The 16254-nt window shown below is 57.6% G+C and carries 13 protein-coding genes and 1 tRNA gene; 9 read left to right on the top strand and 5 right to left on the bottom strand.

Annotated features, from left to right (window positions below; translation table 11 throughout):
- Positions 1–38 precede the first annotated feature (38 nt).
- Positions 39–527 (top strand): RNA polymerase sigma factor, encoded by a 489-nt coding sequence (locus CHN51_RS17215; protein ID WP_100095111.1) that lies wholly within the window; start codon positions 39–41, stop codon positions 525–527.
- Positions 524–1246, top strand: coding sequence for an anti-sigma factor (locus tag CHN51_RS17210; protein ID WP_100095110.1), 723 nt, complete (start codon positions 524–526; stop codon positions 1244–1246). Before CHN51_RS17215 ends, CHN51_RS17210 begins: the two co-directional genes overlap by 4 nt.
- A 118-nt stretch (positions 1247–1364) precedes the next feature.
- On the opposite strand, the gene CHN51_RS17205 is transcribed toward CHN51_RS17210, so the two are convergent.
- The 5 genes from CHN51_RS17205 to CHN51_RS17185 all read right to left on the bottom strand — a co-directional run bounded on the left by CHN51_RS17205 (position 1365) and on the right by CHN51_RS17185 (position 5165).
- Positions 1365–1691 (bottom strand): hypothetical protein, encoded by a 327-nt coding sequence (locus tag CHN51_RS17205; RefSeq protein WP_100095730.1) that lies wholly within the window; start codon positions 1689–1691, stop codon positions 1365–1367.
- 200 nt (positions 1692–1891) lie between these two features.
- Positions 1892–2785, bottom strand: coding sequence for an NAD(+)/NADH kinase (locus tag CHN51_RS17200; protein WP_100095109.1), 894 nt, complete (start codon positions 2783–2785; stop codon positions 1892–1894).
- Positions 2782–3837 carry an SPFH domain-containing protein gene (locus CHN51_RS17195; RefSeq protein WP_100095108.1) on the bottom strand — a complete coding sequence of 352 codons (1056 nt, stop codon included), beginning with the start codon at positions 3835–3837 and terminating at the stop codon, positions 2782–2784. The genes CHN51_RS17200 and CHN51_RS17195 overlap by 4 nt, the downstream gene beginning before the upstream one ends.
- On the bottom strand, positions 3821–4573 hold the full coding sequence (locus tag CHN51_RS17190) for an NUDIX domain-containing protein (RefSeq protein ID WP_100095729.1): 753 nt from the start codon (positions 4571–4573) through the stop codon (positions 3821–3823). Before CHN51_RS17190 ends, CHN51_RS17195 begins: the two co-directional genes overlap by 17 nt.
- A gap of 502 nt (positions 4574–5075) precedes the next feature.
- Positions 5076–5165 (bottom strand) — tRNA-Ser (locus tag CHN51_RS17185).
- 232 nt (positions 5166–5397) lie between these two features.
- On the opposite strand from CHN51_RS17185, the gene CHN51_RS17180 reads away from it, so the two are divergent.
- The 7 genes from CHN51_RS17180 (at position 5398) to CHN51_RS17150 (ending at position 16187) form a co-directional block, all read left to right on the top strand.
- A complete protein-coding gene (locus CHN51_RS17180) occupies positions 5398–6243 on the top strand; it encodes a sterol desaturase family protein (protein ID WP_100095107.1) in 846 nt (281 codons plus the stop codon).
- Positions 6244–6334: 91 nt separating this feature from the next.
- On the top strand, positions 6335–8485 hold the full coding sequence (locus CHN51_RS17175; RefSeq protein WP_100095106.1) for a bifunctional TVP38/TMEM64 family protein/FAD-dependent oxidoreductase: 2151 nt from the start codon (positions 6335–6337) through the stop codon (positions 8483–8485).
- A complete protein-coding gene (locus tag CHN51_RS17170) occupies positions 8482–9750 on the top strand; it encodes a nucleoside transporter C-terminal domain-containing protein (protein WP_100095105.1) in 1269 nt (422 codons plus the stop codon). The genes CHN51_RS17175 and CHN51_RS17170 overlap by 4 nt, the downstream gene beginning before the upstream one ends.
- Before the next feature lie 9 nt (positions 9751–9759).
- Complete coding sequence (locus tag CHN51_RS17165; protein ID WP_100095104.1) at positions 9760–10362, top strand: CDP-alcohol phosphatidyltransferase family protein; 603 nt, start codon at positions 9760–9762, stop codon at positions 10360–10362.
- Positions 10363–10571: 209 nt separating this feature from the next.
- Entirely contained in the window at positions 10572–12218 is a 1647-nt protein-coding gene (locus tag CHN51_RS17160) for an HAD-IB family hydrolase (RefSeq protein WP_100095103.1), read from the top strand.
- Between the two features lie 20 nt (positions 12219–12238).
- Entirely contained in the window at positions 12239–14581 is a 2343-nt protein-coding gene (locus CHN51_RS17155) for a glycerol-3-phosphate 1-O-acyltransferase (RefSeq protein ID WP_100095102.1), read from the top strand.
- Between the two features lie 25 nt (positions 14582–14606).
- Positions 14607–16187, top strand: coding sequence for a wax ester/triacylglycerol synthase family O-acyltransferase (locus CHN51_RS17150; RefSeq protein WP_100095101.1), 1581 nt, complete (start codon positions 14607–14609; stop codon positions 16185–16187).
- The last annotated feature ends 67 nt before the right edge of the window (positions 16188–16254 follow it).

The following is a 16254-nucleotide window of genomic DNA, read 5'->3' as shown; positions in this document are numbered from 1 at the left end:
TTCATCCATAGACCATCAATAAAGGATATCCGCGCTGAATGGCATTTGAACAGGATCTGCTGGCATTGCTCCCGCAATTGCGGCGTTTCGCCCGCAGCCTAACGCGCAATATCGATGATGCAGATGATCTGTGTCAGATGGCCCTCGAACGGGCGCTGAACAAGCGCGAACAATGGCAAACGGGAACAAGACTGGATAGCTGGATGTACAGGATTACGAGAAATATCTGGATCGACACGGTCCGCGCGGCCGGGCGGCGGGAGCATGTCGCCAATGATGATGACGCGATGCAGAATGTTGCGGGCGACGATCACCAGCGCATGGAAGAGCGGATGGAACTTTCCGATGTCGACCGGGCGATGGACCTGTTACCGCTCGACCAGCGCGAAGCCATCGTGCTCGTCCTGGTCGAGGGCTTTGCCTATAAGGAGGCGGCAGAGTTGCTTGACATACCGATCGGCACCCTGACTTCGCGACTGGTTCGCGGACGAGAAGCGCTGCAACGCGGACTGGGAGAAGCGGCATGACCTTTGATGACGAAACGATCATCGCCTATGTCGATGGCGAATGCGATGCGGTGACCGCCAAGCGGATCGAAAAGGCGATGGAAACGGATCATATACTGGCCGATCGCATCGCCAGAGAACGGGCCCTTAAAAGCCGGCTCGCCGCCCATTATGATCCCGTCGCGCAAGAGCCTGTGCCGGATCGCCTGACCGCGCTGCTGACCGCTTCGATGGAAAATAATGTCGATAACAGCTTTGCCGAGCGAAAAGCCGGGGAAGACCGGAAACGCGCCGGCCGAACTGGTTTCGGCATCGCGCAATGGGGCGCGATGGCCGCAACCCTGGCGCTGGGCATCGTGGTCGGCCAGTTCGGCCTCGGCCAGAATGCCGGTCCGGTTGCCCAGCAGGAGGGCGCGCTGATCGCCAGTGGCCAACTCGAAACCGCTCTGGAAAAGCAGCTTGCCTCGGTCCAGGGCGAAGACAGCCGCTATCGCATCGGTCTGACCTTCCGTTCAAGGTCGGATCAGATTTGCCGCAGCTTTGACGGCGAAGCGCTTGCTGGTATTGCCTGCAAGGCCGACGGCCACTGGCAGCTGGAGGACATGCTCCCCGGCAAGGCGACAAGCGGCTATCGGCAGGCTTCGAGCAGCGAAATCAACACCCGCGCCGCGGCGATGATGGCCGATGCTCCGGTGGATGCGGACGGCGAACGCCAATTGATGGAAAATGGCTGGAAATAGCGACCGGGTATCGACGCGCGATCGAGCGGTCTTTCCCGGAAGCGCGCGTCAGTGCGGCGGATCGCCACAAAAAAGGCGGGGATCAAACCCCGCCTTTTGTTAAGCTCTCCTGAAAAGTCTAGTCGCCGACCGTGACCCGGCCATCTCGAAAATTGCGATCCCGCATTTCCTCGACATAATCCTTGTCGGCATCAACAAGTTCATTTTCATATTCCTCCCATGCCTCGCGCGTGTCTTCCGCATCGGTCGCCCGGCGCAGATCGCTTTTCAGCTCCTTGTCGGCTTCCAGCACATCCGCCAGATAGTTATACCAATGCTTGTCATATTGACCGGCAATCGGCGTTTTCCGGATTTCCACATGGCTTTCCTGTCCGGCATGGGCGGCCAGAGGGGTGGCAGCAATGGCGGCAATGGCTAAGCTGGTTGTCAAAAATGCAGTTCTCATTTCCATATCTCCATTCTGGTCGTGCAAGGAGAACGAAGCGAAATGCATTTCTCATCCATTGGCATAAAGATTTCTTCGCTCGAATAGCCAGGAGAGAGGGCGGTCTTGGGCGATGGCGGAATATTTCGACAGCGCGGACTCGCCGTTGCTCCCGGCAACGGAGCACATAATCAATCCTGCGAACTGACCTGGATCACATGCTAGCTGGCGACGAGATTAAGATTTCTTCGGGAGGGCTGGATGTCAATTTTGCGGCCCCAGTCGAAGCTCAGAAAGTCCTGCTCGATACCATCGGCAAAGACAACGCCGCCTTCATTCATCCGCGAGGTGATTTCCAGAGACCCGTGCTTCAGCTTAGCCGCGCGCATGCTGGTTCCGGTTGATATGCTGGGGAAGGGTTCGCGGACAAAATAGGCGATCGCGGCTTCTTCGGGGAGAATAGAAAGCTTTGCACCGGTCGCCTCCATGATCGAGCGTGCCCAGCCCGTTGCGCCGGTACCGCTGGCTACAATGACGCCGCTGGAACTCTGGTTTTCCTGCTGGTCCCCTTGTGCGATCCTGTAGCGGGCAGACTGGTGGCTGCGATGGCCGACAAATAGTTCGTTGAGCGCAAAAAGCCTTTCGCCGCCGTCCAGCACCGCCTCCACCATGGTTCGGCGCTGGACGTCAATATCCTGGTGGAGATAGGCGGACAACCGGGCGGACAGCTGGTCCACTCGCAGGCGCACGAGAACGCCATCATAGAGTTGTGGCGCAGCGTTGACGCCGAAGACTGTCTGCCCGTCCAGATATTTGGCCACATTGGCAATGAGCCCGTCCTGTCCGACAGCGATAATCACATCATCGGGAGCAAAGAGGAACCGGTTCAGGTCGCTCCGCCGGACAAGCGTCTGTTTCCAATCCGGAGGCACAACCGCGCGCGCCTGTTTCAGCGTGTCGATAAAATCCGCATGCCTGTGTTCCACTTCCGATATTTTCTGTCCGCGCGTTTCGAGATGAAACCGGGCTTGCTCATGCGTCGCATGTCGCGAGAGCAACAGTTCATAGTCGGTTTCGCGGGTGACAAAGACCGCTCTTGGTGAAATCGAGGTCATGTCTTTCTGCTGCGCCGGGTTTTGGGTACCGTCGGGCCGGGGTCATTTTCCTGCGGCTGCGGCATGAGTGCGACATTCTGTGCCCCCTCAACCTTGCCGCCGAATTCCCGCATGACCGCGGCCAGAATATCCGGCGTGATGTTGAGATGTTCGATATTGTCGAGCTTTCCGGCCATTTCCCGGGCGGCTAGACCCAGCAGGACGCCAGGTGCCAGATCGCGATAGACAGCGATATGCGCCGTTTCACTCTCCGCATTGGCCGTCTCGATCGTGCGGATCCGTGCGGCCTCAGCATTGGCTTCGACCTGTTGCGCCTCTGCCCGAGCCATGGCCCGGCTCTTGCTGTTTTCCGCTTCTTCGGTGATCAGCAATTTTTCGCGACGGGCGAGCTCGACTTTGTTGTTGAGCGTATTTTCCTCGATAGCGCGCTCTTTCTCGACCGCCAGAGCGCGACGTTCAAACACGGCCTCATCCGCCTTTTGCTGTAGGGCCTCGAATGTCGGTGTCTGCAGGGCGCGTTCCAGCTCGCTGCTCGGGGCCAGATTGTTCAGCCGGGCCGCCACGATCGCAAGGCCAATGTCATTCAGCGCCGGTTCGCCAGCCAGCGCCGTCTCCAGCCTCTGCCGCAGGGGCTCCACGCCGGCATCAAGCAATTCGCGGACTGTGGCTTCGGCGAGATATTGCACGGTGGCCTGATTGACCAATCCCGCCAGCCGGGTCTCGATCCGTTCAATCGGGTCCCGGATATATTGCCCGTTGGCCAAGCTGATCGTGAAATCGATTCGCTCCGCCACTTTCTCGGGATCTGCAATGCGCCAGTTGAGTACGCCTTGCACGTTCACATCCTGAAAATCGGCGCTGCGACCTTTGATAAAAATCGTCATCTCGCGGTCGTCCATCGGCAGTTCGGCTATACTTGCCGTTTCCGGACGGAACCAGAAGACCAGTCCCTTGCCGCTCTGCCGGACTGAACCTTTGCGGTAGCGAATGACAAAATGGCTGGCGTCGCTGCGCAATTGCGCGAGAAATGCAAAGTTACGTATCTGTGCCATGATCGTTTCTTTCGTTGTCCTGGTTGAAATAATATAATTCTGCCGGCCGGAACGAGGCACCGGTCTCGCGCTTTCCACTGCCGCTGATCCAGTTTCGATCGAGCATTTTGCGCCGGAAAGCGGGCTTGTTCAATTTTACGCCCAGGATTGATTCGTGCACGTCCTGCAACTGGCGCAATGTGAAAAGGGAGGGCAGTAAAGCAAAGGCTACGGGCGAATAGTCCAGCTTTCCGCGCAGCCGCTTGATGGCCAGGCCCAATATTTCAGCATGATCGAACGCCAGCGGCAGGGGCGTGCAATCGCTGTCTAGCGCGGCGACCGGCCCGCCCGTTTCTCCGGGCCACGGCACTTCGATTTCCGCCAGCGTGAGCGCGGGATTGTCTTTCAGCGCCGCTTCGAAATGCTTCGCTGGCAGCAGGGCAAAATAGGCCACGGTCAACACCCGCATGCGGGGATCGCGATCGGGTGCGCCGAAAGTGTAGAGCTGTTCAACATAGGCGTCGGCAATCTGCGTATGTTCCAGCAAGATGCGCCGCGCCGCTTCATCGAGGCTTTCGTGCATCTGAAGAAATCCGCCAGGCAAAGCCCATCTACCTGCGAAGGGTTGCTGCGCGCGGCGGGTGAGCAGGATCGCCGGAGAACCATTCAATATGCTCATCAGCACCAGATCAACGGTCACCGACGGGCGATCATATTGCGCAGGATCATAATTTTCGAGAAATTCTCTGTCGTCCATGTCCAGCCTCATTGTGTAATATGCATATTACATATAACCATATTAGATATAAGTAAAGCGCTTGTTGTGCGGTCTTGAAAAAATCCATTCGAGCGATGAGCCCTTCCGCCGGTTCAGCCGCGGCAAAGTCGAGTGAGGGCGGTAAGAAGTCGGTCTTCGCCCTTTCCTACAGCCCCGTGCGTCTGGTAAAGCAAGGGGTATGGAAACGTGCCATTCTGCTCTCTCCCGCAAGCGCTGCCCCGCGCCGCGCCGGAATGTTGCGTGGGCTGTTGCTATTGGCCGCAGTTACGCAGAAATGTTTGAAAAATTGAGAAATAGTCTGATTTAAATGGCCAAAGCTGTTTCCGCTTTGGGGGGTGTGACCCGTGTGACCCTAAATTTATTCCCGGCGACGGAGCCAGCGTTTCTGCTGTCGCGATGACGAGCGGTGGTCTTGGGCAAGAAGGAGCGGCAAGCGCCGAAGCTGCGGGGTAAGTCCGGCCCCGGAAAGCCGCAAGGTCTGTGGAGGTGCGTTAGGGATTCGAACCCTAGATACCATTGCTGGCATACCGCATTTCGAGTGCGGCGCTTTCGACCACTCAGCCAACGCACCTCATAGACGGGGCAGCATCTAGCGATCATCGCGCAGCGCTGCAACCCATATTGGGATGTCTCGCGGAATCCCGGGAGAGACGGGCAGGGGGCAGCTCTGGATACGCCCTGAAAGCCCTGGAAAACTGGGGTTTCTGGAATATCGTCTTTTGCCGGGTCGATCTCTGCTATAGGCGGTGACGAGAATAGACCCGAACGAGGAAAGCCCGAATGGCCAGACAACAACCGCTTTCATGACAGACAATCTCGCTCAATATGGCCTGCTCCTGTCCGTGCTGCTGTTCGCGATTCTCGCCGTCAGCGAGTCCCTGTTTCCGCGCCGCCAGCGTTCGCTGTCGCGGGCCAGGCGCTGGCGGACCAATATAGTGATCATCCTGCTGGACAGCGTTGCGCTTCGGCTGATGGGGCCGGTCGCCGCGCTCGCCGTCGCCGGCTATGCGGCGCAAAATCATATCGGGCTGTTCAACTGGACAGACTGGCCTGCATGGGTGGAATTTGCATTCGCCCTGATCCTGCTCGATCTGGCGATTTACGGGCAGCATATCGCGACCCACAAGATCCCGCTGCTGTGGGCCATTCACCAGGTTCATCATGCCGACCGCGACATCGATGTAACGACCGGAATACGCTTTCATCCGGTCGAGATCATCCTGTCGATGCTTTACAAATGCCTGTTGGTGCTGTTGATCGGGCCGAGCCTGCTCGCGGTGTTCGTCTTTGCGCTCATCCTCAACCTGTGCGCGATGTTCAACCACAGCAATTTGCGGCTGCCCGGCTGGCTGGACCGACGGCTGCGCCTGTTCCTCGTCACCCCGGACATGCACCGCGTTCACCATTCGATCGTGCCCGGCGAAACCGACAGCAATTACGGTTTCAGCATCGCCCTGTGGGACCGGATTTTCGGCACCTATATCGCGCAGCCGGAAGCCGGCCATGACGGCATGACAATCGGTCTGGAGGAATATCAGACTGACAGTCCGGCTGATCTATGGTGGAGCTTGATGCTCCCGTTCCGGAAAGGCTATCGGCCAGACAAGACCAAAGGTTACAAAAGAAATTCTACCGGAGCCGGAAAATAGGCTAGGTTCCAAAGCGGGCAGAAGCTCCATATAGGAGACGATATTCAAGGCTGGCCAGTGCAGCGGAGCCCCGTCGGGCGGAAAGAATTACATGAAAAAAATACTGATCCTTCTGCTGTTCGCCATAGCTATCGCCAGCTTCTTCTACTTCGATCTCGGCTCGCAGCTGACGCTCGCCAATCTGAAGGAGCAGCAAGCCGCCTTTGACGCGCAATATCGGGCGGCGCCCTTTCTGGTCATTGGCATTTTCTTCCTGATCTATGTAGCGGCGACGGCGGCATCCTTACCGGGCGCGCTCATTCTGACCCTTGCGGCTGGCGCCTTGTTCGGCGTCCTAGCCGGCACGATCATCGTGTCCTTCGCATCAACAATCGGCGCGACCATCGCCTTCCTCTCGTCGCGCTATCTGTTCCGTGACACGATCAAGGCGCGTTTCGGTGACCGGTTGAAGGCTATCGACGACGGCGTCGAGAAAGATGGGCCCTTCTACCTGCTGACGCTCCGTCTGGTCCCCATATTTCCCTTCTTCCTGATCAACCTGCTTATGGGGCTGACGGCTATAAAAGCCCGGACCTTCTATATCGTCAGCCAGATCGGCATGTTGCTCGGCACAGTGGTCTATGTGAATGCGGGGACCCAGCTCGCCAATATCGACGAGGTCAGCGATATCGGCTCGCCCGGCCTGCTATTGTCCTTCGCCGCGCTCGGCATAACGCCGTGGATCGGCAAGTGGATCGTCGGACTGATCAAGCGCCGGAAAGTTTACGCGCGCTGGACCAGACCGAAAAAATATGACCGCAATATGGTGGTGATCGGAGCCGGCGCGGCCGGTCTGGTTTCCTCTTATATTGCGGCCACGGTAAAAGCCAAGGTGACGCTGGTCGAAGCATCGAAAATGGGCGGCGACTGCCTCAACTACGGCTGTGTGCCCAGCAAGGCGCTGATCAAGAGCGCCAAGGTTGCCGAACAGATGCGTCACGGCGATGTTTATGGTCTGGACAAGGTCGAACCGACCTATAGTTTCAAGGCGGTGATGCAGCGCATTCACGGCATTATCGCGGAGATCGAACCGCATGACAGCGTCGAGCGCTATACCGGTCTCGGTGTCGATGTGGTGAAGGGCTATGCGACGATCGTCGATCCGTGGACAGTCGAGATCAAGCGCGAGGACGGCGAGACACAGAGGCTCACCACCCGCTCCATCGTCATCGCGACCGGCGGCCGGCCGTTTGTGCCCGATCTGCCCGGCCTCGATGAAGTCGGCTACGTCACCAGCGATACCCTGTGGGAAGAATTCGCGCAGATGGACGACATCCCCAAGCGCATGATCATACTCGGCGGCGGCCCGATTGGCTGCGAATTGAGCCAGGCCTTTGCCCGGCTCGGTGCCGAGGTGGTGCAGGTGGAGCGTTCGGATCGCCTGCTGGCGCGCGAAGATGATGAAGTCGCGGAACTGGCTCTCGGCGCGCAGCAAAGCTCGGGCGTCGAAGTGCTCACCGGCCATGATGCGATCCGCTGTGAACGGGTGGACGGCGAGAAGCGCCTGATCCTTTCTGCAGATGGCATAGAGAAGAGCATCGCCTTCGATGCGCTGGTGGTTGCAGTCGGACGCAGCGCCCGGTTGAGCGGCTTCGGACTGGAAGAACTGGGCATTGAAACCGACAAAACGGTGGTGACCGACGACTATCTGGCCACCCTCTATCCCAATATCTTTGCTGCTGGTGATGTGGCAGGCCCCTATCAGTTCACTCATGTGGCATCGCATCAGGCGTGGTTTGCTTCGGTCAACGCCCTGTTCGGCCAGTTCCGCAAGTTCAAGGCCGACTATCGGGTGATCCCGTGGACCACCTTCATCGATCCCGAAATTGCGAGGGTCGGCCTGAACGAGCAGGACGCCAAGGCGCAGAACATCGCCTATGAAGTCACGACCTACCAGATGCACGAGCTGGACCGGGCGATTGCGGACAGCGCTACCAAGGGATTTGTCAAAGTATTGACCCCGCCGGGCAAGGACAAGATCCTGGGCGTTACCATTGTCGGCGACCATGCTGGGGAACTGCTCGCCGAATATGTGCTGGCGATGAAATACAAGCTCGGCCTCAACAAGATTTTGGGCACGATCCATACCTATCCGACCATGGCCGAGGCGAATAAATATGCCGCCGGCGAATGGAAACGGGCGCATGCGCCGCAAGGCCTGCTGCGCTGGGTCGAGCGTTATCACGACTGGATGCGCGGATGATGGCAATCTTGCAGCAAGGCCAGGGCCTGATCGGCCTGACGCTGATCCTCCTGTTCGTCTGGCTCCTGTCGGAAAACCGGCAGGCCCGGCCAAGCTGGAAATGGATCGGCGGGGCTTTGTTGCTGCAATTTGCCATTGCGCTGGTGATCGTCCGGGTGCCCTTTGTCTGGGATATTATCGGCCTCGCCAATCAGGGCGTGATGGCGATTGAAAAAGCCACGCTGGTCGGATCATCCTATATGTTCGGCTATGCCGGCGGGGCGGAACTGCCCTTTGTATTGAAGGAAGGCGCGCAGCCGCCGCTGATCATCGCTTTTCAGATATTGCCTCTGGTCATCGTCTTCTCGGCGCTGTCCGCCTTGCTGTGGCACTGGGGCGTGCTCGCCTGGATTGTTCGCGGGCTGTCCTGGGCGCTGCGCAAGACCATGGGTGTCAGCGGCGTGGTTGGCCTCAGCGGCGGCGCCAATATCTTCCTCGGCGTAGTGGAATCGCCGCTGGTTTTGCGCGCCTATTTCGAGAAGATGAGCCGGGCGGAGCTGTTCATGGTCATGGTGCTGGCGATGTCGACCATCTCCGGCGCGATACTGGTTCTCTATGCTTCTACCCTGTCGGCCACTGTGCCCAACGCCGTTGGCCATATGATCTCCGCATCGCTGATCTCGCTGCCGGCCGCGATATTATTGGCCCGGCTGATGGTCCCGGGAGACGGCAAGACCGAGACCGGCGACGAGCAGCCGGGTCTCAAATATGATGGCAGTATCGACGCCATCGTCCGTGGAACCATGGAAGGTGTGCAGGTGTTTCTGGCAGTGATCGGCATCATCCTTGTGGTGTTTGCGCTAGTTGCGCTGGTAGACCAGATATTGACGATATTGCCTTATATCGACGGTCAGGCGATAACGATCAGACGTGCCTTCGGATGGCTGTTTGCGCCCCTGATGTGGACCTTGGGCGTGCCCTGGGATCAGGCGCCGGCCGCCGGGGCCTTGATGGGGACAAAAACAATCCTCAACGAATATGTCGCCTATCTCGATCTCTCGGCGCTGCCGGAAGGAACCTTCGATCCGCGCAGCCAGTTGATTGTCGTCTACGCCTTGTGCGGTTTCGCCAATCTCGCCAGCGTCGGCTTGCTGGTATCGACGATTGGCACGCTGGCACCATCGCGGCGCGTGGAAGTCGCCGGGCTGGGCATGAAAAGCTGGATCGCCGGCAATTGCGCCACCGCTATGACCGGCGCGGTGATCGGGTTGATAAGCTTTGCGTGAGGAGGCCAGATGCTTGATTCCCGGATAAGGCCGCTGATCGACCCGCCGCTCAACGCCATCGGCAAGAGGATGGCGCGGGCAGGCATCACGGCCAATCAGGTCACGCTTACGGGCGCGGCAATCGGCATCGGCGCGGGCGTCGCCATCGGCTATCGCTATTATCTACTGGGTCTGGCGCTGCTGCTGCTAAGCCGTTTGCTCGACGGCCTCGACGGAGCCGTCGCCCGTGCAACCAGGCAATCCGATTTCGGCGGCTATCTCGATATTGTCGGCGACTTTGCCTTTTACGTCGCGGTCCCGCTTGGCTTCGGCTTCGCCGTCCCGGTCAATCTGCCTTATGCGATGATCCTGATCGCCAGCTTCACCCTGACCGGTATCAGCTTCCTCGCTTATGCGGTGATGGCGGCGAAAGCGGGCCGCGAAACCGACGCGCATGGCAAGAAAAGCTTCTTCTACAATACAGGGCTCGCGGAAGGGACGGAGACCATCACCGCCTTTGTGCTGATGTGCCTGCTGCCCCAATATTTTACTGTCATCGCGACCGTTTATGCCGCGATGTGCGTGATCACGGTGATCCAGAGGACCATCACTGCGAAAGTTGACTTTCCCTGACCGGCCTTTGCGACCGCCAGCGCGAACAGGCAAAAAAGCGGGCATCGATTATGCTGCTTTCCGGCCAGAGAATCTTCACTCTTCGGTCACAGTTGAACCATAAAGGGACTTTCACCGCCGATCGCGCGGTGAATCCGATTTTTCGCCATTAAAAGCTGGGAAATCCTGCTGTTTTTTGGCACGATAGACTTTCGGCGAGGGACATTTGAATGACCAAGACTAAAACGGCTGAATATCAATCCCATTTGCAAGACGTGCTGGATGCTCCGGAAGGCGCGCATATTGCCGCTCTTTTCGATTTCGATGGGACCATCATTGCCGGCTATTCGGCCACCGCGATGCTCTGGGAGAAGATCAAGCGTCGGGAAATGACCGCTGAGGAAGTGGTCGAAACGATCAATGTGATGGCTCAGTACAGCACCGGCAACATGGGTTTCTCTGGCCTGATGTCGGGTGCCGCGAAATTCATGAAGGGCGTTACCGAAGACAGTTATTTCGAATTTGGCGAGGAGCTCTACGAAAAGCATATTGCCCGCAAAGTCTATCCCGAAGCGCGCGCTCTGATCGAGGCCCATCGCGCCAAGGGTCATACGATCGCCATCGTCTCCTCCGCCACCATCTACCAGATCGAGCCGACTGCCCGCGATCTCGATATCGAACATGTGCTGTGTTCGCAATATGAAGTCGAGAATGGAGAATTTACCGGCAATATCATCCGACCGCTCTGCTTCGGCGAAGGCAAGGTGATCGCAGCCGAAGGTCTTGCAGCAGAATATGGCCTGGATCTCGACAACAGCTATTTCTATTCCGACAGCTATGACGATATCGAATTGCTGGAAAGAGTGGGCAAGCCGCGGCCGTTGAACCCCAATACAAAATTGCGCGAAGCGGCGCGCGAACATGGCTGGCCGCTGGAAAAATATGAAAGCCGGGGGCAGGGCAAGCCGGTGGATTATGTCCGGACCATCTATGCTACCGGATCGCTGATCGGTTCCGCCGTGGCTTCTCTGCCCATCTGGGCGCTGACCGGATCGAAGCGGGAAGCCATGAATTTTTCCACCGGTCTCTTTGGCGATATTGCCACCGCTTTGACCGGCTGCGAGCTGGAAGTGACCGGTGAGGAGAATCTCTGGACCTCGCGCCCATGCATTTTCGTGTTTAACCACCAGAGCAAGGCCGACGTTATGATCCTGGCCAAACTGATCCGCCGGGACATGGGCGGCGTGGCCAAGAAGGAGGTGCGTGACACGCCGGTGATCGGCAAATTGATGGAACTGGCCGGAACGGTCTTCATCGACCGGGCCAATGCCGGGAGCGCGATCAAGGCGATGGCACCACTGATCGATGCGGTGAAGATCGACGGCAAATCCATTGTCATCGCTCCAGAGGGCACGCGGACGCTTTCGCCGAAACTCGGGCCTTTCAAGAAAGGTGCTTTCCATATGGCGATCCAGGCGGGTGTGCCCATGGTACCGATCGCCATCCACAATGCCGGCGATGTAGCTCCCAAGAACGAATTTCTGATGCGCCCCGCAAAGGTACGCGTTGACGTCCTACCTGCAGTCGATACCAGCAAGTGGACCAGCCGGACGATGAACCAGCATGTTGCGGAAGTGCGTGGCATGTTCCTTGACGCTCTGGGGCAGGCGGAAGAAGAGGACGCGCTGGAGGCGCTGGTGAACGAGGAGCGTTCACCGGATAAAAAGACGGCTGCGCCAAAGAAAAGCACAAAGCGCAAAGCCGGAACGAAAAAGACAGTAACAAAAAAGCCCGTTGCCAAGCAGGCCGCCCGCCGATCTACCCCGTCAAGCAAGCCGGCAGCACCAAAGCCGTCGAAAATGGAAGCGGCTGAATAAGCTGGAGTCGAGGAGTGGGGATGGACGAAGCAGCGCTAATCGCAAATTCCGGGCCGCTGCTGGCGCAAGGTCCCAAATTGTTTGTCATCGACGCGCGCAACGGGGTCGAACGCCGCTATCTGCTCAACTGGATCCGGACATCGATACCCGACGTCGGGCCAGACGAGGCGCTTAACTGGGTCAGCCTGCCGATTTCCGACGAGCGCGCCAAAATGCGCCTCGGCCGTCTCGAGGAAAAGCTGAAGGAAAGTCCGGATACGCTCGTTGTCCCTGTACGTATTGCCTGGCGGATTCCCAATTTTGAAAAAAGCCGTGCCGTCAAGATGCGCCATGTCATTTTGGGAGACCCCCGCAATCCCGGTGCGTTCCGCGCCAGATCCATTCTCTTGCGCAACAAGCGCCGGGCGCAATGTCTGATCGGGCAGCCAGCGACGATCGGCGAGCTCAAGCAGAATTTTGCCGAGCTCAGCAAGGATTACGACCAGACTGACAATAGTGAATTTGCTGCCTTTGTGGTTCGCCAGGCCGGGCTTGTGCTGGATATCGCCGAACGCGGATTGCGCGGGCGGCGCTACAAAGTGCCCCGGCATGTTGCCGACGGGCTGCGCAGCGACGCCCGGTTTCGCGCCGCAATGACCCAGCTCGCCACCGAACGGGGTGACAGCGAAGCGGTGCTCTACGAGCAAGCGGCAAAATATATGAAGGAACTGATCGCAAGGCCAAGCCCGCTGTTCATTGACATGAAGGCAAAGCTCGACCGGTTCATGCTGTCCCAGGGCTATGATGACGATGTCGTCTTTGACCGCAAGGAACTGACTCGCTTGCGCCAGACGATGCGGGAACATCCGACTTTGCTGCTGTTTACCCACAAGACCTATATAGACGGTGTGACCGCCACCGATCTGGCCTATCAGAACGACTTGCCGCTCATACATCTGTTCGGTGGCATCAATCTGGATTTCTTCGGTCTGGGCTTCATGCTGCGCCGTGCCGGGACCATCTTCATCCGCCGCAGTTTCGAGAACAACCCAGTCTACAAGCTCGTGCTGCGCTATTATGTCAGCTATCTGCTGGAAAAACGCTTCCCGATGACCTGGGCCTTCGAGGGCACGCGCTCGCGGCTCGGCAAGCTGATGCCCCCGCGTTATGGCCTGCTCAAATATGTCATGGACAGCGCGCACAGCAACGACATTGAAAACGTCCATATCATCCCGGTGGTCACCAGTTTTGATCTTATCCGGGATGTTGAGGAATATGCCAGCGAACAAACCGGCCGGATCAAAAAACCGGAATCATTAAGCTGGTTCATCGGCTATCTTCGCAGCCTGCGAGAACCGATGGGAAAGGTCTATGTCGATTTCGGCGAACCGGTGGTCGTTAAAAAGGCGCCCAACCCGAATGACCGGCTAGCCCTGTCGAAAATGGCGTTTGAAGTCGCGGTACAGGCCAATCGAGCAACGCCTCTGACCCTGACATCATTGATGTGCCTCTGTCTGCTGGGCACCGCCCCCCGCGCGATGACGGAAGACGAATTGCGCGCGGTCATCAATTTTCTGGTCGGCTGGGCCCGGGAGCGCGACATTCGCCTGAGCGAAGATCTGACGGACAAAAATCTGGAGGGTGTTCAGCGGGTCATCGAGACGCTTGTCAATAACGGATTGCTCGTGCGCTATGACAAAGGCTCGACGCTGGTTTACGCGATCGAGCCGGACCAGCATCCGATTGCCAGCTATTATCGCAACACCATAATCCATCATTTCCTCGACAAGGCGATCATCGAGCTGTCGGTTCTCAAGGCGCGGGAGGTTACGGACCGTAATGCAGCGGAAATATTCTGGGAAGAAACCGACCGTCTTCGAGACCTGTTCAAATTCGAATTTTTCTATCCCGAGAAACAGCAATATCGCGAGAATCTGAAAGCCGAACTGCAGCGTGCCGATCCGGACTGGCAGGCAAAACTGGAGGAAGGAGGCGTCAAACTGGCCAGTCTCACCAACCGCTTCCAGCCGTTGATTGGCCATGCCGTATTCCTTCCCTTTGTCGAAGCCTATACCATCGTTCTGGATATTCTGTCGCGGCTGGAGCCTGGTGACGCGATCGACAAGAAAAGCTGTGTGGAAACGGCATTGAAGGAGGGGCGGCAGGCCTATCTTCTGCGCCGCATCACCAGCGAGGCTTCGATCGGAAAAATCCTGTTCGAGAACGGTTTCAGAATGGCTGCAGGACTGGGGCTGACCGGCGAAACCACTCCGGAAACGATCGCCGAACGCAAGGCACTGCTGCGAAAATTCAGGGCCCTGTCCCGGCGGATGGAAAAATCCCGGCTCGAACTGCTTGTTCTGGCCGACAAGATATTTGAATGATCGCGCTGTCGAAAGGACACGATTGATGACCGAGCAGAGCAATATAAACCAGCTGAGTGCACAGGATGCACAATTTCTCTACATCCAGTCCGCCACCAATCTCACCCATGTCATGGCGGTTTATATCTATGATCCGTCCACCGCTCCCGGCGGTAAGGTAAGGTTCAAGGACATAATGGAACATATGCGCAAACGGATGGACATCTCGCCCATGTTCAAACGGAAATTATATCGTCTGCCGCTGGATATCGATCATCCCTACTGGGTGGAGGACGAGCATTTCGATCTCGAAGCGCATATTTCGCACAGTCGTTTGCCGGAACCAGGCGACTGGCGGCAATTCTGTATCCACGTCGCGCGCCATCACAGCAAGCCGCTGGATATGAACCGGCCGCTCTGGGACATGTATGTGCTGGAAGGTCTGGATAATATTCCCGGCTATGCCAAGGGCAGCTATGCCATTTTGACGCGGATCCATCATTCGACCATCGATGGTGTGTCCGGCGCCCATTTCTTTGCGGCCATCTCCGACAAGGACCCCCACGGGACCCCAGCGATACCCTTGCCCAAGGGCAAAACCCAGGCCAATGCCCTGCCGACAACCGCCGAAATCCTGAACCGCGCGATCAACAGTACCGTCACGTCTCCGGTTAAACTGACCCAGGCGCTGATGAAATTTGCGCCGGCCCTTCTTTCATCGGCGCAAAAAAATCTGACGGGCAGCGCCGACAAGACGGAGTCCGGCGTTCCCAAAACCCGCTTCAACGCTGCAGTTACGCCGCATAAAATGTTCGATGCGATCACCTTCGATCTCGACGAACTGAAAAAAATGCGCCTAAAAGCAGCTGAGTCGACGATCAATGATGTGGTGCTGGCGATCTGCAGCGGGGCTTTGCGCCATTATCTAACCAAGCATAAGGAACTGCCCGAAGATTCTCTGGTTGCGGTCGCTCCGGTCAATGCGCGCAGCCGGTCCGGCGATGAATCCAATCCCGGTAACAATATTTCGGCGATGACGATCAAGATCTGGTCGAATATCGCGGATCCGCTGGAACGGCTGGAGGCGATCCGAGATACCACCCGCGAAACCAAGGCGGCAAAGTCCGGTCTGAGTGCGCGGATCATGACCGATCTGTCGAAACATATTCCCGGCGTGACAATGGCCGGTGTCTCGCGGATATTGACCGACGAACGTTTCGCTCCGAAGATGAGCAACCTCATGGTTTCCAACGTTCCCGGCCCGCAGATCCAGCTCTATATGAACGGTGCCAAGCTAACCCATCAATATGGTCTAGCACCGCTGGCGCATGGGATGGGCCTGTTCATTGCCACTCCGAGCTACAACGGAACGATCTCTTTCAGTATCATCTCGGATCGAAAGATAATGCCTGATGTTGAGTTTTTCAGGGAATGCCTGCAAAAGGCTTTCAATGAACTGCGCGATGCGAAGCCGAGCGAGGTTGTCAAACAACCCAAAAAGGCCAGCAAGGTACCGGAAAAACCGCCCGTTTCTGCCGATGGTTCGGTAATGTACCGACGGGTGACAAAAAAGCCGCGGACGGTTGCGGCAAAACCGGCCGATCGCGGCAAACCGAAAGTGAATTAGGGAGCGGATTGTTTATATGTCGCACGATCAACGGGCGATGCGCGATACCATGCGTAATTTTGGTGAA

The sequence above is a fragment of the Sphingorhabdus sp. YGSMI21 genome, from assembly GCF_002776575.1.
Lineage (GTDB): Bacteria > Pseudomonadota > Alphaproteobacteria > Sphingomonadales > Sphingomonadaceae > Parasphingorhabdus.
The sequence above is the reverse complement of the archived record's forward strand: the minus strand, read 5'-3'. Positions and strand labels throughout refer to the sequence as shown.